The organism is Streptomyces sp. NPDC102462, assembly GCF_044765425.1.
Lineage (GTDB): Bacteria > Actinomycetota > Actinomycetes > Streptomycetales > Streptomycetaceae > Streptomyces.
This window is the reverse complement of sequence record NZ_JBIWKB010000003.1, coordinates 180579-201960: the sequence shown is the minus strand read 5'-3', so window position 1 is coordinate 201960 and position 21382 is coordinate 180579. Positions and strand designations below refer to the sequence as shown.

Annotated in this window: 18 protein-coding genes; 14 read left to right on the top strand and 4 right to left on the bottom strand. The window is 72.0% G+C overall.

Going from position 1 to position 21382, the window contains the following annotated elements; all coding sequences use genetic code 11:
* Positions 1-10 precede the first annotated feature (10 nt).
* Entirely contained in the window at positions 11-1480 is a 1470-nt protein-coding gene (locus tag ACIRFL_RS04550; RefSeq protein ID WP_404023792.1) for a S1C family serine protease, read from the bottom strand.
* A gap of 288 nt (positions 1481-1768) precedes the next feature.
* Between ACIRFL_RS04550 and ACIRFL_RS04545 the strand changes: the two genes are divergently transcribed.
* The 3 genes from ACIRFL_RS04545 (at position 1769) to ACIRFL_RS04535 (ending at position 4728) form a co-directional block, all read left to right on the top strand.
* A complete protein-coding gene (locus ACIRFL_RS04545; RefSeq protein ID WP_404023790.1) occupies positions 1769-2596 on the top strand; it encodes a glycerophosphodiester phosphodiesterase in 828 nt (275 codons plus the stop codon).
* A 189-nt stretch (positions 2597-2785) separates the two neighbouring features.
* Positions 2786-3424: an ATP-binding protein gene (locus ACIRFL_RS04540; protein ID WP_404023789.1), complete on the top strand. Its 639-nt coding sequence runs from the start codon at positions 2786-2788 to the stop codon at positions 3422-3424.
* Positions 3425-3738: 314 nt separating this feature from the next.
* Positions 3739-4728, top strand: coding sequence for a DUF5926 family protein (locus ACIRFL_RS04535; RefSeq protein WP_404023787.1), 990 nt, complete (start codon positions 3739-3741; stop codon positions 4726-4728).
* Positions 4729-4974: 246 nt separating this feature from the next.
* Here the strand turns inward: ACIRFL_RS04535 and ACIRFL_RS04530 are convergent, their stop codons facing one another.
* Together ACIRFL_RS04530 and ACIRFL_RS04525 are read right to left on the bottom strand one after the other, a co-directional pair.
* On the bottom strand, positions 4975-5568 hold the full coding sequence (locus ACIRFL_RS04530) for a hypothetical protein (protein ID WP_404023786.1): 594 nt from the start codon (positions 5566-5568) through the stop codon (positions 4975-4977).
* 55 nt (positions 5569-5623) lie between these two features.
* The gene (locus ACIRFL_RS04525) at positions 5624-6289 is read right to left on the bottom strand and encodes a bifunctional DNA primase/polymerase (RefSeq protein WP_404023784.1); all 666 of its coding nucleotides are present in this window, start codon (positions 6287-6289) and stop codon (positions 5624-5626) included.
* A 612-nt stretch (positions 6290-6901) separates the two neighbouring features.
* Between ACIRFL_RS04525 and ACIRFL_RS04520 the strand changes: the two genes are divergently transcribed.
* Complete coding sequence (locus ACIRFL_RS04520; RefSeq protein ID WP_404023782.1) at positions 6902-8320, top strand: PP2C family protein-serine/threonine phosphatase; 1419 nt, start codon at positions 6902-6904, stop codon at positions 8318-8320.
* 435 nt (positions 8321-8755) lie between these two features.
* Positions 8756-10222 carry an aminopeptidase P family protein gene (locus tag ACIRFL_RS04515; RefSeq protein WP_404023781.1) on the top strand — a complete coding sequence of 489 codons (1467 nt, stop codon included), beginning with the start codon at positions 8756-8758 and terminating at the stop codon, positions 10220-10222.
* A gap of 83 nt (positions 10223-10305) precedes the next feature.
* Here the strand turns inward: ACIRFL_RS04515 and ACIRFL_RS04510 are convergent, their stop codons facing one another.
* Positions 10306-10749, bottom strand: a complete 444-nt coding sequence (locus ACIRFL_RS04510; protein ID WP_404023780.1) for an ATP-binding protein — start codon at positions 10747-10749, stop codon at positions 10306-10308.
* A gap of 182 nt (positions 10750-10931) precedes the next feature.
* Here ACIRFL_RS04510 and ACIRFL_RS04505 point away from each other — a divergent pair, with 182 nt between their 5' ends.
* The 9 genes from ACIRFL_RS04505 (at position 10932) to ACIRFL_RS04465 (ending at position 20843) form a co-directional block, all read left to right on the top strand.
* Positions 10932-11822 (top strand): hypothetical protein, encoded by an 891-nt coding sequence (locus ACIRFL_RS04505; protein WP_404023779.1) that lies wholly within the window; start codon positions 10932-10934, stop codon positions 11820-11822.
* A gap of 142 nt (positions 11823-11964) precedes the next feature.
* On the top strand, positions 11965-12711 hold the full coding sequence (locus ACIRFL_RS04500) for a YcnI family protein (RefSeq protein WP_404023778.1): 747 nt from the start codon (positions 11965-11967) through the stop codon (positions 12709-12711).
* A gap of 91 nt (positions 12712-12802) precedes the next feature.
* Positions 12803-13456, top strand: a complete 654-nt coding sequence (locus ACIRFL_RS04495; protein WP_404023777.1) for an SCO family protein — start codon at positions 12803-12805, stop codon at positions 13454-13456.
* On the top strand, positions 13453-13929 hold the full coding sequence (locus tag ACIRFL_RS04490; protein WP_404023776.1) for a copper chaperone PCu(A)C: 477 nt from the start codon (positions 13453-13455) through the stop codon (positions 13927-13929). Before ACIRFL_RS04495 ends, ACIRFL_RS04490 begins: the two co-directional genes overlap by 4 nt.
* A 13-nt stretch (positions 13930-13942) precedes the next feature.
* Complete coding sequence (locus ACIRFL_RS04485; RefSeq protein WP_404023775.1) at positions 13943-15874, top strand: copper resistance CopC/CopD family protein; 1932 nt, start codon at positions 13943-13945, stop codon at positions 15872-15874.
* Positions 15875-15882: 8 nt separating this feature from the next.
* Entirely contained in the window at positions 15883-17166 is a 1284-nt protein-coding gene (gene efeB, locus ACIRFL_RS04480; RefSeq protein ID WP_404023774.1) for an iron uptake transporter deferrochelatase/peroxidase subunit, read from the top strand.
* Between the two features lie 86 nt (positions 17167-17252).
* Entirely contained in the window at positions 17253-18185 is a 933-nt protein-coding gene (gene pheA, locus ACIRFL_RS04475) for a prephenate dehydratase (protein ID WP_404023773.1), read from the top strand.
* Between the two features lie 580 nt (positions 18186-18765).
* Complete coding sequence (gene serS / locus ACIRFL_RS04470) at positions 18766-20043, top strand: serine--tRNA ligase (protein ID WP_404023772.1); 1278 nt, start codon at positions 18766-18768, stop codon at positions 20041-20043.
* A complete protein-coding gene (locus tag ACIRFL_RS04465) occupies positions 20040-20843 on the top strand; it encodes an HAD family hydrolase (protein ID WP_404023770.1) in 804 nt (267 codons plus the stop codon). The genes serS and ACIRFL_RS04465 overlap by 4 nt, the downstream gene beginning before the upstream one ends.
* Positions 20844-21382 lie beyond the last annotated feature (539 nt).

Here is a 21382-nt window from a genome sequence, read left to right as displayed (position 1 = left end):
CGCGTGGGGGTCAGCTGTCGCCCTCGCGGGAGCCGAGGGCCAGTTGGACCGTGTGCTCCTGGCCGCCGCGCTCGTAGGTGATGGTAACCTTGTCGCCGGGCTTGTGGGTCCAGATCTCGCCGATCAGGGTCGGACCGCTGTCGATCACCGTGTCGTCCAGCTTGGTGATGACGTCGCCCGGCTTGAGCCCCGCCTTGGCCGCGGGACCGCCCGCCTCCACCGCCGCCGAGCCGGACGTGCCCTGGTCGGTGATCTTCGCGCCGTCCGTGGTGTCCTCCAGGGAGACGGACGCGCCGATCTTCGCGTAGACCGGCTGGCCGGTCTTGATCAGCTGCTGGGCGACGTACTTGGCCTGGTTGATCGGGATGGCGAAGCCGAGCCCGATGGAGCCCGACTGGCCGGAGCCGCCCAGTCCGCCGCTGCTGCTGGACTGGATCGCGGAGTTGATGCCGATGACCGCGCCGCCGGCGTCCAGCAGCGGGCCGCCGGAGTTGCCCGGGTTGATGGACGCGTCGGTCTGCAGGGCGCTCATGTAGGACGCCTTGCTGCTGGCGCTGCCGTCACTGGAGGCGACCGGCCGGTTCTTGGCGCTGATGATGCCGGTCGTCACCGTGTTGGACAGGCCGAAGGGGGCGCCGATCGCGATCGTCTCGTCGCCGACGGCCACCTTGTCGGAGTCGCCGAGCGCGAGCGGCTTGAGGTCGGAGGGGGCGTTCTTGAGCTTGATGACGGCGACGTCGTAGCCCTGGGCGTGGCCGACGACCTCGGCGTCGTACTTCTTGCCGCTCGGGAACGTGGCGGTCAGTTTGCCGCCGCCGACGGCCTCCGCCACCACGTGGTTGTTGGTGACGATGTGGCCCTGGGTGTCGAAGACGAACCCGGTGCCGGTGCCGCCCTGGCCGCTGGCGCCCTCCGCCTCGATGGTGACCGTGCTGGGCAGCGCCTTGGCCGCGACGGCCGCGATCGTGCCCGGGGAGCGCTTGACCTGCGAGGCGCTGCCGTTGTCGGTGGCCGAGACGGTGGTGGAGCCGGTGTCGTCGTTGTTCTTGGCCAGGGTGTAGCCCAGCCCGCCGCCGAGTCCGCCCGCGACCAGCGCGGCCGCGAGGACCGCGGCGACGATTCCACCGCGCCCGTTGCGCGGCTTGGGCGCGGGCTGCTGCCACGACGAGCCCCAGCCGGAACCCGCGCCCGCGCCGCCGTCCGCGTAGGAGGGCGTGGCGGGGGGCGGGGGCGGCCAGGAGCCGTCCGGGGCGGGCCCGGGGGCCGACGCTCCGCCGGACGGGCCGGCCGAGGCGTACGCGGCCGGTGCCCCGTCGTGCTCCGGCGCGCCGGGGGCGCCCTGGGGCACCGGCGGGATCGGGGCCGTCGGCGCGTTCCCCGCGGGCGGGGCTGCCTGCGGGGAAGCAGCGGGAGATGCCACCGGCACGGGAGGTGCGGACGGGGCCGGGGGTACCGGGGTGCCCTCGTTCTCGGTGCTCACAGCTCTTCTCCTCGATCCACGGCTGTTGTTCTCGGTCGCACTCGGTCACGCGCATTCATGATTGTTCACGGTCCGGCGCGATGCAGCTGTGCATGTGCTCTTGTCTGACGTCAGCTTTTCCCATGGGCCGTCAGAGCACCATAAGCGGTGGCTGTGGGTCCGAGACCACCCTTTATATAGGTCTTTTCTGACAAAATTTCCATTCCGGAGCGAAGTCGGCGCCACCGTTCGCTTCGCATACGCGCCCGTGCCTCCGCGCGTACCCCCTCACGATGGGACCATGACGCGGTGACCCACGCACCACAGCACCACATCCAGGTCGTCGCCCACCGCGGGGCCTCCGAGGACGCCCCCGAGCACACCCTCGCCGCCTACAAGAAGGCGATCGAGGACGGTGCGGACGCCCTTGAGTGCGACGTACGGCTGACCGCGGACGGCCACCTCGTCTGCGTCCACGACCGGCGCGTCAACCGTACGTCCAACGGTCGCGGGGCGGTGTCGGCCCTGGAGCTGGCCGACCTGTCCGCCCTGGACTTCGGCTCCCGCAGAAACCGCGAGATCTGGCGCGGCCGGGACGAGGAGCCCGACTGGGAGGTCCGCCCGGAGGACCGCGCGGACACCTCCGTGCTCACTCTGGAGCGGCTGCTCGAACTGGTCGCGGACGCCGGACGGCGGGTGGAGCTGGCCGTCGAGACCAAGCACCCCACGCGCTGGGCCGGGCAGGTGGAGGAACGGCTGCTGCTGCTCCTGAAGCGGTTCGGGCTCGACGCCCCGGCCGCCGCCGAGCACGCGCAGGTGCGGGTCATGAGCTTCTCGGCGCGTTCGCTGCACCGGGTGCGGGCGGCCTCGCCGACGCTGCCGACGGTCTACCTGATGCAGTTCGTCTCGCCCCGGCTGCGCGACGGGCGGCTGCCCGCCGGCGTCCGGATCGCGGGCCCCTCGATCCGCATCGTGCGCAACCATCCGGCGTACATCGAGCGGCTGAAGCGGGCCGGTCACCGGGTGCACGTGTGGACCGTGAACGAGCCCGAGGACGTCGACCTCTGCGTCCAGCTGGGCGTCGACGCCATCATCACCAACCGGCCCCGCGCGGTGCTGCGCCGGCTCGGCCGGTGACACGCCGCGGCACCGGGCGAGTACCTGTGTTGCGAAGCATCTCGTAAGGGCCGGTTCACACCCCTTGACCCCATCCGCACGCCTGAAGCATCCTCCCCTCTCGGCCACAGCATCGAAATCAAGCCACACTCCTACGACTCCGTCACGGGGAGTGCTCCGGCGCGTTCCGTCCGTATTCGATCGTTGCGAATGCGTCACCGGCCGCGGATTGGCCGGTTTCCGGTACAGGCCGGTGGGGCATCCACACCGTGGCGTGGGGCGAAGGAGGTCTCGGGGGTGGCGTTGGTGGTGGCACAGGAAGTGCCCACGTCGTCGAGCATGGCCGTTCCCCATGGCCCTGCGGGCGTGGGGGAAGCGAGACATCGGATGCGCGAGCAACTGCGCGGCGGTGGCGTATCAGAATCGGTCATCGACGACGCCGTACTGATCCTTTCCGAACTTTTGAGCAATGCCTGCAAACACGGGCGACCACTGGGTGACGCGTCGGCCGGGGACGGGGACGTCCGGGCCGCGTGGCGCGTGGACCCGCGCGGTCGGCTCATCGTCGAGGTCACGGACGGCGGCGGTCCGACCCGCCCGGCTCCGGCCACCCCGTCGGTCACCGCGCACGGCGGTCGCGGGCTCAACATCATCACGGCTCTGGCCGCGGACTGGGGCGTACGGGACGACACCCGGGGCGAGGTCACCGTGTGGGTCGTCGTCCACGCGGACGTACACGATCCGGACGCCGGGCACCGCCGGGACGACTTCGCCGCGCGGGTCGCGGCACCGGCCGTCTCCGCACTCCCCGAATTCGACCTGGCGGACGCCTTCGAAGACGTGGACTGACCTCCGGCCCGCCACACCGTTCACCTACGGCCGGCTCCGCCGACTGCGGTCGGTTGGTTCACCCGCGGTCCGCCCTTCACCTACGGTCGCTTCGCGAACCACGCGCACGCAAACCGCCGGTTTCCCCGGCCGCGGGCGCGCGAGCCGCGGGGCTGCGGGGCGGCTGGGATCGTGGGAACTCGGGCGTTCGGGCGGGGTCGGCGGAGAGTCGTTGCGTCGGCCGGGGCCGCGTTGTCCACAGGTCCCGGCCGGTCGCGGCGCGAACGGCTAGGCTCCGCCCGTACGAGATGAGCCGTAACCGGGAGACACCCACCATGGCCAAAAAGCGACCCCAGACGAAGGCCAAGCGCCCGCAGACCCCGGGCGGAGTCGGCGCCGCAGGCGCTGACGGGCAGGTTCCGGTTGTAGGCGCCCGCGAGCCCTGCCCCTGCGGCAGCGGCCGCCGCTACAAGGCGTGCCACGGCCGGGCCGCCGCGCATGCCGCGACCGAGCTGGTGCAGCGTCCCTTCGAGGGCCTGCCCGGTGAGTGCGACTGGGTCGCGATGCGCGAGCTGGTGCCCGCGGCCACCGTCGAACTGCCCCTGAAGGACGGCCTGCCCGAGGGCGTTCCGTCGGTCACGCTGGCGACGGTGCTGCCGATGGCCTGGCCGGCCCTGCGCCGCGACGACGGCTCGGTGCTGCTCGGCCTGCAGAACGACACGGCGTCCGGCGACATCAGCCGCGACCTCGCCGACACCCTCCAGCGGGCCCTCTCCGCCGAGCCGGGCACGCCCGTCCAGGGCCGCCGCGCCCCGGCCGAGGGGCCGCGGTTGCAGGATCTCCTCGACCCCGAGGGCGCCTTCGAGCCAGTTGTGCACAGCGGCTTCGAGTTCTGGGTCCCGGACCCGGAGAGCACCACTCCGGACGTGGCCGCCTCCCTGGAGCGGGCCAACGCCGCGGCCGTGCCCACGGTGAGACTGGCCGGCGTGGAGGCGGCGTACTGGTGCCAGACCCCGGAGAAGAACCACCTGCGCTGGGTCATGCCGCACCCGGAGGAGCGTCTTCTGGACGCCCTCGCCCGGCTGCACGCGGCGGGCCGCTCAAGCCTCGGCGAGGGCACCCGCCTGGTCGGTTCGTTCCGCGCTCACGGGCTGACCGTGCCGGTCTGGGACCTGCCGAGCACCGTCTCGGCCGAGGACGTGGAGAAGCCGGCCGCCGAGTTCGCCGAGCGGCTCGCCGCCGCGCTGGCCACCGACGCACCGCTCACCGCGGACGAGCGTCGCGCCCGCGGGGGCCTGACCAACCGGCAGGTCACCCTCAGCTGATGCCGGGTGCCATCCCGGTGTGCGGCCGGCCGGTCGGCCCGGCCGCACACCGGTTCCCCACGTGAGGTGACTCCTGTCACAACTCCCCGTCGGGACAGGGAAATCGGTGTCCGAATAGCCAAGGCGGAATTTGCGAACCGCCGATCTCTTGTTACCGTTCCAGTAGCCCGGTTGCTGGTGCATCCCCCGTCGCCAGCAACCGGGCCTTTCCATGCCCTGCCGCGCGGTACGCAGCGCAGTCCTACGTCAACTGCCGTCCAAGGCACCGGAGTTGCTGCCCGACCTGAGCAGCAGCGGCCCCTGGCCCCTGCGCTCGGAGAACTCGGTGACCGCGGTGTATCCGTCCAGCGCGCCCCGGGTGCGCTCCCGCGGTGTCTCGCAGGTCCCGGGCACGTCGTCGGCGCCCACCGAGCAGTGCATCCGCACGGTGCGGTCGCCGGGCCCCATGAGGCTCAGCACGGAGTCCAGCGCGGCCCCGGTGGCGTTGCGGTAGTAGGTACGGGCCCAGGTGTCAGCGCCCTGGGTCAGGACACAGGTCTGCGCCTCGATGCCGTCGGGGGAGGAGAGTTCCGGGCCGCAGCGGGCGGCCGTGGCGAGGCCCAGACCGAGCAGCATCGGAGCCTGGCCGGGCACGGCGGGTGAGTTCTTCTCGTCGTCACGCGCGTCGCGCGGTACACGGTCGTACGAGGGCTCGTACGGCGCACCGTGGGCCGCCTCCTGCGGGGAACGGCGTACGGCCGCTCCGCCCGCGTCGCCGACGGGGCCCGCGGAGGCCACGGCCAGCGGCAGTGCCAGCGAGCATGCCGCGATGCCCGCCAGGGCGAGCAGACGAACGTTCATGGGCGGACGATAACGAGCGGGCGCGGGCGCCGGGCGCCGCGCGCGCCCGACACCCCTACAACTCGGGCGCGCTCACACCCGTACGAGTGAGCGCGTCGACCACGGCGTCCACCACGGCCTCCACATCGGGCACCCAGGGCGCGGCCGAGCCGGGCAGCGGGGCGCGCTCCCAGCGGATGGCGCCTTGGCCGGTCTCGGACGGGGGCAGGGCGAGGTAGCCGCCGTCGCCGTGGAAGCGGAGCGAGCCGGGGACGAAGTCCTTGGCGTAGAGCAGTTCGCCCAGCTGCTCCATGGAGTAGGGCTTGACGAGCAGGGCCCATCGGGTGGGCGCGGCGATCACCGGGCCGAGTCGCATGCCGCGGCGGTCGAGGGCGTCGAGGGCGCGGGCCGCCGCGGGGGCCGGCAGGCTGACCGCGCAGGGCGCCTTGCCTCCGGTGGCGAGGACGATGGGCGCTTCGGGCCGGTTGGCCCACCACCAGCGCACCATGCGCGCATCGGTGGTGGCCGCGAGGAGGCCGGGGTCGAAGGGGTGCGCACCGGGCACGGTGCACTCCGGGTCGGGACAGGCGCAGCGGGCCCGGCCCTGCGGGTCCGGTGCCACGCCCGGGAGCACCGGCCACTGCCATTCCGCCGCGAAGGTCAGGGCCGCGCTGACCAGGTCAGGCCCCCCGCCGTTCCGCCTGGACAGGAGCCTGCGTCGCCTTCCGAGGATCTCGCGCATGAGCGCTCGTTCCTTTCCGTTGCACCGCTGGCAACACCGTGGACCACATCACATCATGTGTCGATCACTTCACTGTGCGTACCTGTTGGCGCATCACACCCCTGCTCCGGGCAAGGGGATCCCCAAGGGGTCGAGCGTTGGCCGTTTCCGCGCCCTTACTGCGTCTGTCAACAACACGGCCGCGGCGTGGGGGTGGCGAAGTCCGGCGCTCTGCCGTCACGCTTGTCTCTCTTCGCCTCCGCCACGGGAGGATGGGGCACGGTCGTCGGTGGTTAAGACGCCCGGGTCCGTCGCCAGGTTCCGGGTGACCCCCAACCACCCCTGGCCTTCTCCGAGTACGTACCCATCACGACCGCTGTGACGCTCCGTGGAGCAAGGCCAGTCGACCGCAATGAACCGATACCCGAGGCAGTTTTGAGCCAACTTTGGCATTGCGCAAGGGGTCCGGCGAAAACCCACAACAGACCCGTGGACACCAGGAATCCCAGCAGGACAATGCTGGACATCCCCTCACGAGTGCGTGTACATGTGGAGACATTGCCAGCGGCGCAGAATGACATGGGGGTTTGCGATGCTATGGAGCAATACGCACCGGTCTGAAGGCCGGACGCCATGAACGCCCCGCACCCTCCGAAAGTGGCCGGAATCGATTCAACACTCCCCACGCCAGCACACACTGTCGCGCCAGTCACCGCCGCCCCGGGCACGCCTCCCGTGACGAAGACCTCCGTCCCCCACGCCCCGCCGCCCGGCGCCCTCCTCCAGGACCGGCTGGCCGGCTGGGTCTCCGACCTCACGACCCTTCACGAACTCACCGAACGTCTCGCCCGCACCGACTCGCTCGACCCCGCACTCCAGGAACTGCTGCGCGCCGGAGCCGCCCTCGTGGGCGCCCGGCGCGGTCTCGTCGTACTGGAACCGGACGACGGCCGCGGCCTCGGCAGGACGGTCGGCCTGGGCCTCGCCCGGTCGGATCTCGGCCACATGGAGACCGTGCCCCGCGGCGCCCTGCCCTACGGCGGGCTCCTCGACACGGCGGCCGGACTGCCCGGCGGCGCCGGCGAGATCGCCCACCCCGACCTGTTCGCCGAGGACGGCCTCGACCCCCGCCACCGCGAGGTGGCCGTACGCCTCGGCTATGCCGCCAGCTACGCCCTGCCGCTGTCCACCCCGGCCGCCGGCCGTCTGGGCGCGGCCGTCTGGTTCTACGACGAACCCGCCGAGCCGCACGAGCGGCAGCGCCACCTCGCCGGCCTGTACATCCGCTACGCCACCGAACACCTGGCCCGGCTGCTGGAACTGGAACGCACGCGCGCGTGCATGGCCACCGTCGCCGAGGAGTTGCTGCCCTCCCGGCTGCCCCGGGTGGCCGGCGTCCAGCTCGCCGCCCGGCACAGCAGCGGCCCGCGCGGCGGCGGCGACTGGTACGACGCGCTGCCGCTGCCGGACGCCGCGCTCGGCCTCGCGGTCGGCTCGGTCACCGGGTCCGGCCCGAGCGCGGTCGCCGCGATGGGCCGACTGCGGGCGTCCCTGCGGGCGTACGCCGTGATGGAGGGCGAGGACCCGGTCGCCGTCCTGTCCGACCTCGAACTGCTGCTGCGCCTGACCGAGCCCGCCCGCTCCGCCACCGCCCTGTTCGCCTACTGCGAACCGGCGCTGCGCAAGGTCACCCTGGCCGGCGCCGGCCACAGCCCACCGCTGCTGATCGGCGAGCGGCGCACCGAGTTCGCGGAGACCTCCGTGTCCGCGCCCCTGGGAATGCTCGCCTGCTGGGAGGCGCCTAGCGCGGAGATCCAGGCCGAGGCCGGAGAGACGGTTCTGCTCTACACCGACGGGCTGCTGCGGCGCACCGGCGACGCCATGGACCGTGCCTTCGCCCGGCTGCACGCGGCGGGCGCGGGGGCGCCGCGCGCGCTGCGCCGCGATCCCGGTGCCCTCGCGGACCATGTACTGCGGGCCATGCTGCCGGACGGGCAGGGCGCCGCGGACAGCGAGGAGGACGTCGTACTGCTGGCCGCACGCTTCGACTGACCACCGGCGGAACACCGGCCCACCGCGCCGACCGAACACCGCCCCGACCACCACTTCGACGTCCTGACCGCGCCGCTTCGGCCGAACTGGTCCCAGCCCGCCGGTTCAGCCGGACGTGGTCCCGGCCCACCGCGCCGACCGAACACCGCCCCGACCACCGCTTCGGCCGGACACCGTCACAAGCGCCACTTCGGCCGAACGTGCTCCGAGCCGCCGCTGCCGCCGAAACGCCGTGCCCACCGCTGGCGGCGAACGCCGGTCCCGGTGGGCGTTTCCGTCGGGTGGGTCCGTGCGGAGGGCGTATGACCGGGCATAACAGGTCGTCCGGCCCCAAGGTCCGGCGCGGTACGACCGTACGATGATGAAGGTCCCCCTGCTCGGGCGGAGCCCAGAGCGCCGAGTGCTCGGGGGAGGATCCGTGCCGTATCGAGGAGGATGACCGTGGCCGACGAACTCAACCCGGAGACCCCGGAGACTGAGTCGGAGGAGCCGATCAAGCAGCGTAAGAACGGCCTGTACCCGGGCGTTTCCGACGAGCTGGCCGAGAACATGAAGTCCGGCTGGGCCGACACGGAGCTGCACGATCTGAAGCCGATCGCGCAGGCAGAACAGACCGCGCGCCGCCGTGCCGCGCTGTCCGCCCGGTTCCCGGGCGAGCGCCTGGTCGTGCCCGCGGGCAACCTGAAGGTGCGCTCGAACGACACGGACTACCCCTTCCGGGCGTCGGTCGAGTACGCGTACCTCACCGGCGACCAGACCGAGGACGGCGTGCTCGTCCTGGAGCCCACCGCCGACGGCCACCGGGAGACGATCTACCTCCTGCCCCGCTCCGACCGCGAGAACGGCGAGTTCTGGCTCTCCGGCCAGGGCGAGCTGTGGGTCGGCCGCCGCCACTCGCTCACCGAGTCGGAGGCGCTGTACGGGATTGCGGCCGCGGACGTGCGCGAGCTGGCCGACCGGCTGCGCGAGGCCACCGGCCCGGTCCGCGTCGTGCGCGGGTACGACGCCGGGATCGAGGCCGCGCTGACCGACAAGGTCACCGCCGAGCGCGACGAGGAACTGCGGGTCTTCCTCTCCGAGGCACGGCTGGTCAAGGACGACTTCGAGATCGGCGAGCTGCAGAAGGCCGTCGACTCCACCGTGCGCGGCTTCGAGGACGTCGTGAAGGTCCTCGACAGGGCCGAGGCGACCAGCGAACGCTACATCGAGGGAACGTTCTTCCTCCGCGCGCGCGTGGAGGGCAACGACATCGGCTACGGCTCCATCTGCGCGGCCGGACCGCACGCCTGCACACTGCACTGGGTCCGCAACGACGGCCCCGTGCGCTCCGGCGACCTGCTCCTGCTCGACGCCGGCGTGGAGACCCACACCCTCTACACCGCGGACGTCACGCGCACCCTGCCGGTCAACGGCACCTACAGCGAGATCCAGAAGAAGATCTACGACGCCGTGTACGACGCCCAGGAGGCCGGGATCGCGGCCGTCAGGCCGGGCGCCAAGTACCGCGACTTCCACGACGCCGCCCAGCGCGTACTGGCCGAACGGCTCGTCGAGTGGGGCCTGGCCGAGGGCCCCGTCGAACGCGTCCTCGAACTGGGCCTGCAGCGCCGCTGGACCCTGCACGGCACCGGCCACATGCTCGGCCTGGACGTCCACGACTGCGCCGCCGCGCGCACCGAGTCGTACGTGGACGGCGTCCTGGAACCCGGCATGGTGCTCACCGTCGAACCGGGCCTGTACTTCCAGGCCGACGACCTGACCGTGCCCGAGGAGTACCGCGGCATCGGCGTCCGCATCGAGGACGACATCCTCGTCACCGACGACGGCAACCGGAACCTCAGCGCCGGCCTGCCACGCCGCTCCGACGAGGTCGAGGCGTGGATGACCACGCTGAAGGGCTGACGCCGTAGCCGGATGGCCGGGCGCGGCGGCGCAGGCCGAGGGGCGGCTGTGCGGGGCACCGGGAAGTCACCGGGTGCCGGTCGTCATGCCGTGAGCAGGGTGGGGTCCCTGGTCCACTTGAGCATCTTGTCGAAGCTCACCACCGTGCCGCCGCGCCCCGGCTTGTCGCCGATGTGCACATGATCGGCGAGTTCCCGGATCAGGCACAGCCCGCGGCCGTGCTCCGCGTCCACGCGCGGGGCGCGCACCGCAGGGGGTCGCGCGAAGCCGGGACCTGAGTCGGTCACCTCGATGCGGCACTTCTCGCCGTCGAGGTAGGCGGTCACGCGGTACGCCTCAGAGGCGCCGCGCGTTCTGTCACCGCCGTGCTCGACGGCGTTCGCACAGGCCTCGCTCAGGGCGACGGACAGGTCGTAGGAGATGTCGGGGTCCACACCTGCCGTCTCCATGGTCCCCAGCAGCAACCGTCTGGCGAGGGGAACGCTCGCGGCTTCGCGGCGCAGATGGAGTGACCACCAGATGCTCATGCTCCAGCCTCCTGGCCGCGGCTCGACATACCGTTACGTATTGCCGCGTGCACGCCGGTGTAAGCACACCCGTGACGTGACGCCGCCCATACGGCGGATGCGTTCCGCCAGGAATCGGTGTATGGGGGACTTTCGGACCTGCCGTGGGACACGCGGGGCTCCAGTGGGATGATGAGCCCGCCATGTCTGCCCCCCAGCCGCGCACGGCGCGCTCCGGACACCAACTCCGGGTCCTGCGGGCCGCGGTCTTCGCCGCGGCCTGCGTCGCGCTGGCCGCGGCCGGGCACGTGCTGGCCTCCTGCGCCTCCGTTCCGCTGTGGACGCTGGGTGCCGGCTTCCTGGGCTCGATGGTGCTCGTGGCGCCGCTCGCCGGCCGGGCACGCTCGCTGCCGGGCATCGCCGCGCTGCTGGCGGTCGGTCAGACCGCGCTGCACGTGCTGTTCGGGCTGGGTCAGCACGGTACGGCCGCCATGGCGTCCGGCGCGGTGTCGGCGGGCTCGACCGGGTCGACGGCGTCGATGGGCTCGATGACGTCGATGGGCTCGATGGGCGGGATGAGCGACGCCACGCTGGTCGAACAGGCCGCGCGGCTCGTGTGCGGCGCCGGCGCGGCGGCGATCACCCCGGCCCACGCCTACCGGATCCTGGCCGACGCCCAGGTCATCAACGGTTCGGGCGCCGTGCACCACGCGGTCGACCCCGCCGGCTCGGCCGGTTCGGCCGCTTCGGCCGCTTCGTCGGCGGATGCGCTGCTGCCGTCGCTGCCGATGCTGCTCGGCCATGTCCTCGCGGCGGTCGCCGTCGGCTGGCTGCTGCGCCGCGGCGACGTGGCGCTGCTGCGTCTGATGGAACTGTCGGCGCACGGAGTCGCCGAGGCGGCGCTCGTACGGTCCCTGCGCGGGGCGCTCGCGCTGACCCGCGCGCTGCGGGGTGGCCTGTGCACCGAACCGGGCCCGGGTCCGCGCCACCGGCGCACGCGGGACCGAGCGCCCGCCCCGCACACGATCGCACTCCAGCACACGGTGGTCCGGCGCGGCCCCCCGGCCGCCGCCGCAGTCGTCCTCGCCGCCTGACGCGACGGACCGCCGCTCCACCGGAACCCGGAAGGAGAGGACAGGGCCGGCCGCCGTCGTGCGGCACGCGCGCGTGCACCGCGCGCGCCCCTCTTCCTGACCGGAACCACCGGAACTCACTCGGAGTGGAGTGCTGTCTGCCATGAAGGCTTCTCGTATCGCCGCCGCCACCGTCGTCGCCGGCTCGGCCGTCCTCGCCCTGTCCGCCCCCGCCTTCGCGCACGTGTCCGTGCAGCCGGAGGGCACGGCGGCCAAGGGCGGCTACGCGGTCGTCGACTTCAAGGTCCCCAACGAGCGCGATGACGCCTCGACCACCAAGCTGGAGATCAACCTCCCCGCCGACCACCCGCTGGCCTCGGTGATGCCGCAGCCGGTAGCCGGCTGGGACGTGAAGGTCACCAGGTCCAAGCTGGACAAGCCCCTCGAATCGCACGGCGAGAAGATCAGCGAGGCCGTCACCAAGGTCACCTGGACCGCCAACGGCAAGGGCATCGAGCCGGGCTACTTCCAGAAGTTCCCGCTGTCCGTCGGCGCCCTGCCCGAGGACACCGACCAGCTCGTGTTCAAGGCGATCCAGACGTACTCCAACAAGGAGGTCGTGCGCTGGATCGAGGTGCCGCAGGAGGGCCAGGCCGAACCGGACAACCCGGCCCCGGTCCTCGCGCTGTCGGCCGCCGGGCAGGACGGGCACTCCTCGGGCGCCGACGCCGCCTCCGACAAGGCGGACACCGCGGGCAAGACCGAGAACGCCGCCGCCGACACCAAGGCCACCGACTCCTCCGGCGGCAGTGACACCACCGCACGTGTGCTCGGCATCGTCGGCATCGTCGTCGGCGTGGCGGGCGTCGGGTACGGCGTGGCCGCCGGGCGCCGGCGGACCACCGCCTGAGCCTGTTCACCAGCGGCGGGCACCGGGGGTCGAGCGACCCCCGCACGACCCCCGGCGCCCGCCGGATATCTCACATCTGGGACATTTTTCTATGCGCAAGAAGACGTTCACCGCGGCCGGACTGCTCGCCGCCGCCGCCCTGACCCTCTCCGCCTGCGGCAGCGGGGACGACGGCAAGTCGCCGATCGCCGTGGTCTCCGAGGAGTCCGGCTCGGCCAGGGCCGTGACCATCCTCGACAAGCCGTTCGAGAAGCCCGACCTGGTCCTCACCGACACGCACGGCAAGAAGTACGACCTGCGCGCGGAGACCAAGGGCAAGCCCACGCTGGTCTACTTCGGCTACACGCACTGCCCCGACGTCTGCCCGCTGACGATGAACAACATCGCGGTCGCCAAGAAGGCGCTGCCGAAGGCGGAACAGGACGAGCTGCGGGTGGTGTTCGTCACCACCGACCCGGACCGTGACACCCCCGCCGAGCTGGGCAAGTGGCTCAACGGCATCGACTCCCGGTTCATCGGCCTGACCGGCGACTTCCCCACCGTCCAGGCCGGTGCCCGCTCCCTCGGCATCTCCATCGAACCGACGACCAAGGACAAGAACGGCAAGCTGGTCTCCGTCCACGGCACGCAGGTCGTCGCGTTCTCGCCGAAGACCGACGGGGGCTATCTGCTCTACGGCGAGGACGCCACGGTCGACGACTACACCAAGGACCTCCCCGAGATCGTCAAGGGAGCAAAACCGTGAGGCGTCTCGCCGTGCCCGCCGCCGCGCTCGCGGCCGCGCTGGCCCTCGCGGGCTGCGGCGGCTCCGACGACGCGAAGGGCGAGGCGAAGGGCGGCTCGGCGGCGGACCTCTCGGTCGGCTCCGCCTACATGCCGCAGCCGGTCTCCGCGGACATGGCGGCCGGGTTCCTGACGATAGTGAACAAGGGCGGTACGAAAGACGAGTTGACCTCGGCCAGCAGCGACGTGGCCGGGCGGGTCACCCTGCACTCCACCACCGGCGGGGCCATGCAGGAGGCCGCCTCCTTCACGGTCCCGGCCCACGGCCGACTCGTGTTCAGCAGCGGCGGCAACCATCTGATGTTCGAGAGCCTGAAGCGCAAGCCGAAGCAGGGCGACACGATCACGCTTCGGCTGGACTTCGCCGAATCCGGCCCCCTCACCGTCGAGATGCCGGTGAAGTCGGCCACGTACAACCCGTCGACCGGACACTGAGGAGGGACCACCCTTGACGCGGACCATCACCCCCCGCATGCGGACCCTGGTGCTGCTGTTCCTCGCCGTCACCGGCGCGCTGCTCGCCGGCGCCGGTCCGGCCTCCGCGCACGCCGCGCTGACCGGCAGCGACCCCGCACAGGGGGTGGTGGTCGACAAGGCGCCGGACCAGGTGTCGCTCACCTTCTCCGAGCAGGTGTCGATGAGCAGCGGCTCACTGCGGGTCCTGGACCCCAAGGGCAAGCGGGTCGACTCCGGCGAGCCGTCCAACGTGAGCGGCACGACGTACTCGGTGCGGCTCGTCGCCGGCCTGGCCGACGGCACGTACACCGTCGCCTACCAGGTCGTCTCCGCCGACAGCCATCCCGTAGCCGGTGCCTACACCTTCTCCGTGGGCGCCCCTTCCACGACCACGGTCTCGGTGTCCGGTGAGACCGTGGGCGGCGGGGTCGTCGGCTGGCTCTACGGGTTCGGCCGCTATGTGTCGTACGCGGGCTTCATCGTGCTGGTGGGCGGGGCTGCCTTCGTCCTGGCCTGCTGGCAGCGCGGCTCCGGGGTGCGGGCGCTGCAGCGGCTGGTGGTCGGCGGATGGGTCGCGCTGACCGCGGCCACGCTGTGGCTGCTGCTCCTGCGCGGCTCCTACACCGGCTCCGGGACGTTCGGCGACATCTTCGACCTGAACCTGCTCGGTCAGGTGCTGCAGACCAAGACCGGGGCCGCGCTGGTCTCCCGGCTGCTGCTGCTCGCCGCCGCCGCGCTGTTCATCGCCGTCCTCTTCGGCGCCTACGACAAGCGCGAGGACGGGGAGAAGCGCGATCTGACCTTCGGGCTCGCGGTCGGCGGGTCCGTGGTGGCCGCCGGGCTCGCGGCGAGCTGGGCCATGGCCGAGCACGCCTCGACCGGTCTGCAGCCGGGCATCGCCATGCCGGTCGACGTGCTGCACCTGCTGGCGGTCGCCACCTGGCTGGGCGGTCTGGTCGCCCTCCTCGTCTCGCTGTACTGGGCACCCGCCGGAACGCCGGTCGGTGAGGCCGCCGTACGCCGCTTCTCCACCGTCGCCTTCGCATCCGTGCTCACGCTGGTCGCCACCGGCATCTACCAGTCCTGGCGGCAGCTCGGCGCCTGGTCGGCGTTCACCGACACCCGGTACGGGCAGTTGCTGCTCGTCAAGATCGGTCTTGTGGTGCTGCTGGTCGGTATCGCGTCGATCTCCCGGCGGTGGACGGCCCGGCTCATGGACGTGGCCGGTTCGGCGTCCGGGAAGGCGCAGGCCAGGAAGGAGCAGTCCGCGTCCGCCGGGTCCGCGCGGTCCGCCGCGGCCGCGCCCGCGGGCGGTGCGGGCGACGGCAAGCGCGCCACCCAGCTGGCCCGGCAGCGGGCCGCCGTGGACGCCGCCCGGCAGAAGCGGCTGCGGGACGCCGACCCGAGCCGGTTCGGCCTGCGCCGCTCGGTGCTCGCCGAGGCGGGCGTCGCCGTCGTCCTGCTCGCCGTCACCACCGCGCTGACGCAGACCGAACCGGGCCGTACGGAGCTGGAGGCGCAGGCCGCCCAGTCGTCGTCCGCGTCCTCCTCGGCGTCGGACTCCTCCGCGTCGGACCCGTCCGGGGCACTGACCCTGGACATGCCCTTCGACACGGGCGGCAAGGACGGCAAGGGACTGGTGCGGATCGATCTCGACCCCGCGCGCGTGGGCGGCAACGAGTTGCATGTCTATGTGCAGCGCCCCAACGGCCGGGCCTTCGACATCCCCGAGGTCAAGATCGCTTTCACCCTCGACGCGAAGAAGATCGGGCCGCTGCCCGTCACACCCGACCACATCACCACCGGGCACTGGTCGGCGAGCGGAGTGCAGATCCCCATGGCCGGCGACTGGAAGATCGCCGTGACCGTGCGGACCTCCGACATCGACCAGACGACCGTCTCCAAGAACGCGCAGATCGGCTGAACCGCACCATGGCTGACCAGACCACACGCTCCGACGTGACCGCCCCCGAGGAACCCGCCGCGGAACGCAACGGCACCGTGACGGGGATGTCCCGGCGGAAGCTGCTCGGCACCGCCGGCGCCACCGGTGCGGTGCTCGGCGCGGCGGGCGCGGCCGTGGGCTACGCCGCCGCGCCCGCCCAGGCCACGCCGCTGACCTCGCTGGGCGCCGGCCGGGCGATGTTTCACGGGAAACATCAGCCCGGCATCACCGAGGGCCTTCAGGCCCGCGGCCACCTCATCGCCTTCGACCTGGTGGCGGGCGCGGGCCGCCGGGAGGCGGCGGCCCTGCTGCGCCGCTGGTCGGCGACGGCCGAACGGCTGATGGCGGGCGAGCCGGCCGCGCATGACGACACCGATGTGGCCCGGGACGCCGGCCCGTCCTCGCTGACGATCACCTTCGGCTTCGGGCACGACTTCTTCACCCGCACCGGCCTGGAGAAGCAGCGCCCGGCCGCCCTCGATCCGCTGCCCGACTTCTCCTCCGACCGGCTCGACAAGGCGCGCAGCAACGGCGACCTGTGGGTGCAGATCGGCGCCGACGACGCCCTGGTGGCCTTTCACGCCCTGCGCGCGATCCAGAAGGACGCCGGCGCCGCGGCCCGCGTGCGCTGGCAGATGAACGGCTTCAACCGCAGCCCCGGCGCCACCGCCCACCCGATGACGGCCCGCAATCTGATGGGCCAGATCGACGGCACCCGCAATCCGAAGCCGACGGACGCGGACTTCGACAAGCGGATCTTCGTGCCCGCGTCGGGCGAGCCCGCCTGGATGGCGAACGGCTCGTACGCCGTCGTACGCCGTATCCGCATGCTCCTCGACGACTGGGAGAAGCTGACCCTCGCCGCCCAGGAGAGCGTCATAGGGCGCCGCAAGTCCGACGGGGCACCGCTGTCCGGGGGCACCGAGACCACCGAGATGGACCTGGAGAAGGCCGACGGCCAGGGCACCTACGTCGTCCCCGTCAATGCGCACGCCCGTATCACCCGGCCCGACCAGAACGGGGGCGCGGCGATGCTCCGGCGCCCGTTCTCCTACCACGACGGCCTCGACCCGGACGGGACGCCGGACGCGGGGCTGCTGTTCATCTGCTGGCAGGCGGATCCGCTGCGCGGCTTCGTGCCGGTGCAGCGCAAGCTGGACCGGGGTGACGCCCTGTCGAAGTTCATCCGGCACGAGGCGAGCAGCCTGTTCGCCGTCCCGGGCGGCGCGGCGCGGGGCGAGTACGTGGGGCAGCGGCTGCTGGAGGGCTGAGACCCCGGGGGGCGTCGGTTCACTCCCTGGAGGGTCTGTGACGAGACGCGTGGGCCGGGCTCGCCTGCGCCCATTAGGGTGAGGTCATGCCAGCGAGCTATGCGTATCTGGGTCCCGAGGGCACCTTCACCGAGGTCGCCCTGCGCACGCTTCCGGAGGCGGCCACCCGGGAGCTGATCCCGTACGTGTCCGTGCAGTCCGCGCTGGACGCGGTGCGCACCGGTGAGGCCGAGGCCGCGTTCGTGCCCATCGAGAACTCGGTCGAGGGCGGCATCACGACGACCCTGGACGAGCTGGTCGCGGGCGCCCCGTTGATGATCTACCGCGAGGTGCTGCTGTCGATCACCTTCGCGCTGCTGGTGCGGCCCGGCACCCAGCTGTCGGACATCAAGACGGTCACCGCCCACCCGGCGGCCCAGCCGCAGGTCCGCAACTGGCTCAGGGCCAATCTGCCGGACGTCACCTGGGAGTCGGCCGCGTCGAACGCGGACGGCGCCCGCCTGGTCCAGGAGGGCCGGTACGACGCCGCCTTCGCGGGCGAGTTCGCCGCCGCCCGGTACGGCCTCGTCCCGCTGGAGACCGGGATCCACGACGCGGAGAACGCGCAGACACGGTTCGTGCTGGTCGGCCGGCCGGCCCGGCCCGCCGCTCCGACCGGCGCGGACAAGACCTCCGTCGTGCTGTGGCAGCGCGACGACCACCCGGGCGGACTGCGCGATCTCCTCGGCGAGTTCGCCACCCGCGGCATCAACCTGATGCTGCTCCAGTCCCGGCCCACCGGTGCCGGCATCGGCAACTACTGCTTCTGTGTGGACGCCGAGGGGCACATCTCCGACCGCCGGATGGCGGAGGCCCTGATGGGGCTGAAGCGGATCTGTCTCCAGGTGCGGTACCTCGGCTCGTACCCGCGGGCGGACGTCGGGCCGGACGGGGTGCGGCCCACACCGCCCGGTACATCGGACGCGGAGTTCGTGGCGGCGGCCGACTGGGTGGCGCGGTGCCAGGACGGTCGTTTCTAGCCAGTCCTACCTGCATATCTTCGTTATCCACAGGAGTTATCCACAGGCCCTCTTCTCGACCTGGGGACAAGTCGACAAGGGAGCGCCGGCCGGTCGACAAATCACCCTGGCGGCCCGCGCGGGGCCACCGCCATGCCGGTCACCCTTCGTCCACCCGTTTCTCATGGTTCATCTTCAGGGGCGACCCGTTTCCACCCATAAGCGGGTGCCACCCCGGTTTGCACCGGGAATTCTTCGGCTCGGGCAGCCGTTGCGGAGTGATCAATTCCGAAATCCACAGTTCTTCCACACAGCCTGTGGATAACTCTTGCGGGGGTGTGGATTCCTGTGGACAACCGAGCGCCCAAGTCCCGCTCTCCACAAGGGATTCGAGTCAACCCGACGCCTTGCGCCTGCCTCGTCCCGGGGAGTGAGACGGTCGCCATTGACACACACCGCCACACACCGCCACACACCGCCACGCATCGCCTTCATCTCGCCACACCGCGCAAATGCCGCATAACTCAACGTAGGTGGCGGTTCGGAACGCGCCGGAATAGTGATTCGTGGGCGGCAACCCGGCACCGGTAGCCTTGAGCGCGTGATTGACCTTCGCCTGCTCCGTGAGGACCCCGACCGTGTGCGCGCGTCCCAGCGCGCCCGTGGAGAGGATGTCGCGCTCGTCGACTCCCTCCTGTCCGCCGACGAGCGGCGCAGGTCGTCCGGCGTCCGCTTCGACGAGCTGCGTGCCGAGCAGAAGCAGCTCGGCAAGCTCATCCCCAAGGCCGCCGGCGACGAGAAGGGCGAACTGCTCAAGCGCGCGGAACAGCTCAAGGCCGATGTCAAGGCCGCCGACGCGGAACGCGACGCGGCCGACGCCGAGACCCAGGAACTGCTCGTCCGGCTCGGCAACCTCGTCCACCCCGACGTGCCCGTCGGCGGCGAGGAGGACTTCGTCACGCTGGAGACGCACGGCACGATCCGCGACTTCGACGCCGAGGGCTTCAAGCCCAAGGACCACCTGGAACTGGGCCAGCTGCTCGGCGCGATCGACGTCGAGCGCGGCGCCAAGGTCTCCGGGTCGCGCTTCTACTTCCTCACCGGCGTCGGCGCCCTGCTGGAGCTGGCCCTGGTGAACGCGGCGATGGCCCAGGCCACGGCGGCCGGTTTCACGCCGATGCTGACCCCGGCACTGGTCCGGCCGCAGTCCATGGCCGGCACCGGCTTCCTCGGCCAGGCGGCACAGGACGTCTACCACCTGGACAAGGACGACCTGTACCTGGTGGGCACCTCCGAGGTGGCGCTGGCGGCCTACCACATGGACGAGATCCTGGACGCCGACCGGCTGCCGCTGCGCTACGCGGGCTTCTCGCCCTGCTTCCGCCGCGAGGCCGGCTCGCACGGCAAGGACACCCGGGGCATCTTCCGGGTGCACCAGTTCGACAAGGTCGAGATGTTCTCCTACGTCGCCCCGGAGGACTCGCAGGAGGAGCACCGGCGGCTGCTGGAGTGGGAGAAGCAGTGGCTGACCTCGCTGGAGCTGCCGTACCGCGTCATCGACGTCGCCTCCGGTGACCTCGGCGCGTCGGCCTCCCGCAAGTTCGACTGCGAGGCGTGGATCCCCACCCAGGGCAAGTACCGCGAGCTGACCTCGACCTCGGACTGCACCGAGTTCCAGTCCCGCCGGCTGGCCATCCGGGTCCGCGACGGCAAGCAGGTCAAGCCGCTCGCCACCCTCAACGGCACGCTGTGCGCCGTGCCGCGCACCATCGTGGCGATACTGGAGAACCACCAGCAGGCCGACGGTTCCGTGCGTGTTCCCGAGGTGCTGCGCCCGTACCTGGGCGGCCGGGAGGTCCTGGAGCCAGTGGCCAAGTGACCTCCGCCTTCCCCTACGCACTCGTCGCCACCGACCTCGACGGCACACTGCTGCGCGAGGACGGATCGGTTTCGCGGCGCACCCGTGACGCGCTCACCGCGGCCACCGCGGCGGGCGCGGCGCACATCGTCGTCACGGGCCGCGCGGTCCCCTGGACCCGGCATGTCCTCGACGACCTCGGCTACCAGGGCCTCGCGGTGTGCGGGCAGGGCGCGCAGGTGTACGACGCCGGCGAGCACCGCCTGTTGACGGCCGTGACCCTGGACCGTCAGCTGGCGCAGGTGGCCCTGGCCAAGATCGAGGCCGAGGTCGGCCCGCTGTTCCTGGCGGCGAGCCGGGCCGGCCTGGACGGCGAGGTGCTGGTCGGACCCGGGTACACGCTCACCGGCGCGCTGCCGGCGACGCCCTTCACGGACGCGGCCGATCTGTGGGCCGCTCCGCTGAACAAGATCTATGTGCAGCACCCGGAGCTGTCGGACGACGAGTTGGCCGAGGCGGCGCGGGGCGCCGCGGGCGGCTTCGTCACGGTCGCGATGGCCGGCGAGGGCATCGTCGAGCTGCTGCCGCTGGGCCTGTCCAAGGCGACGGGTCTCTCCCTGGCGGCCCGCCGGCTCGGGCTGAAGGCGGCCGACACGATCGCCTTCGGCGACATGCCCAACGACATCCCGATGTTCGGCTGGGCGGCCCACGGGGTGGCGATGGCCAACGCCCACGAGCAGCTGAAGGCCGTGGCGGACGAGGTGACGACCTCGAACGAAGAGGACGGCATCGCCCACGTCCTGGAACGCCTCCTCCCCTGAACTCGGCACGAAGACAAGCCCAGCACCACCCTCACCCACCCCGCTGCTTGCCTGCTTGCCAAAGAGCGGCGTCCGCGAACCGGCTGCAGCGCAGACTCGGCAGAAGCCACGCCCATGCGGCGGAAGCCCTACCCATGCAGCAAAGGCCACGCCGGGAGGCAGGAGCCACGCCCGGAGGCGGAAACCACGCCCAGGGGGCGAGAGCCAGGCCAGGAGGCGGAAATCACGCCCGGGGACGGAAACCACGCCCGTGCAGCAGAAGCCACGCCGTGGGCGAGAGCCACGCCGTGCGGCGGGTGCCACGCCCCGGGACGGAAGCCACGCCGGGGGGCGGAGACCACGCCCGTGCGGCGGGTGCCAACCCGTGCAGCAAAAGCCACGCCCGGAGGCGGAAACCACGCCGCGCCGCGGAAGCCACGCCGAGGGGTGGAAGCCACGTCGGGAGGCGGAAACCAGGCCCATAGGGCGAGAGCCGCGCCGGGAGGCGGAAACCACGCCCAGGGGTCGGGAGCCACGCCCGGAGGCGGAAACCACGCCCG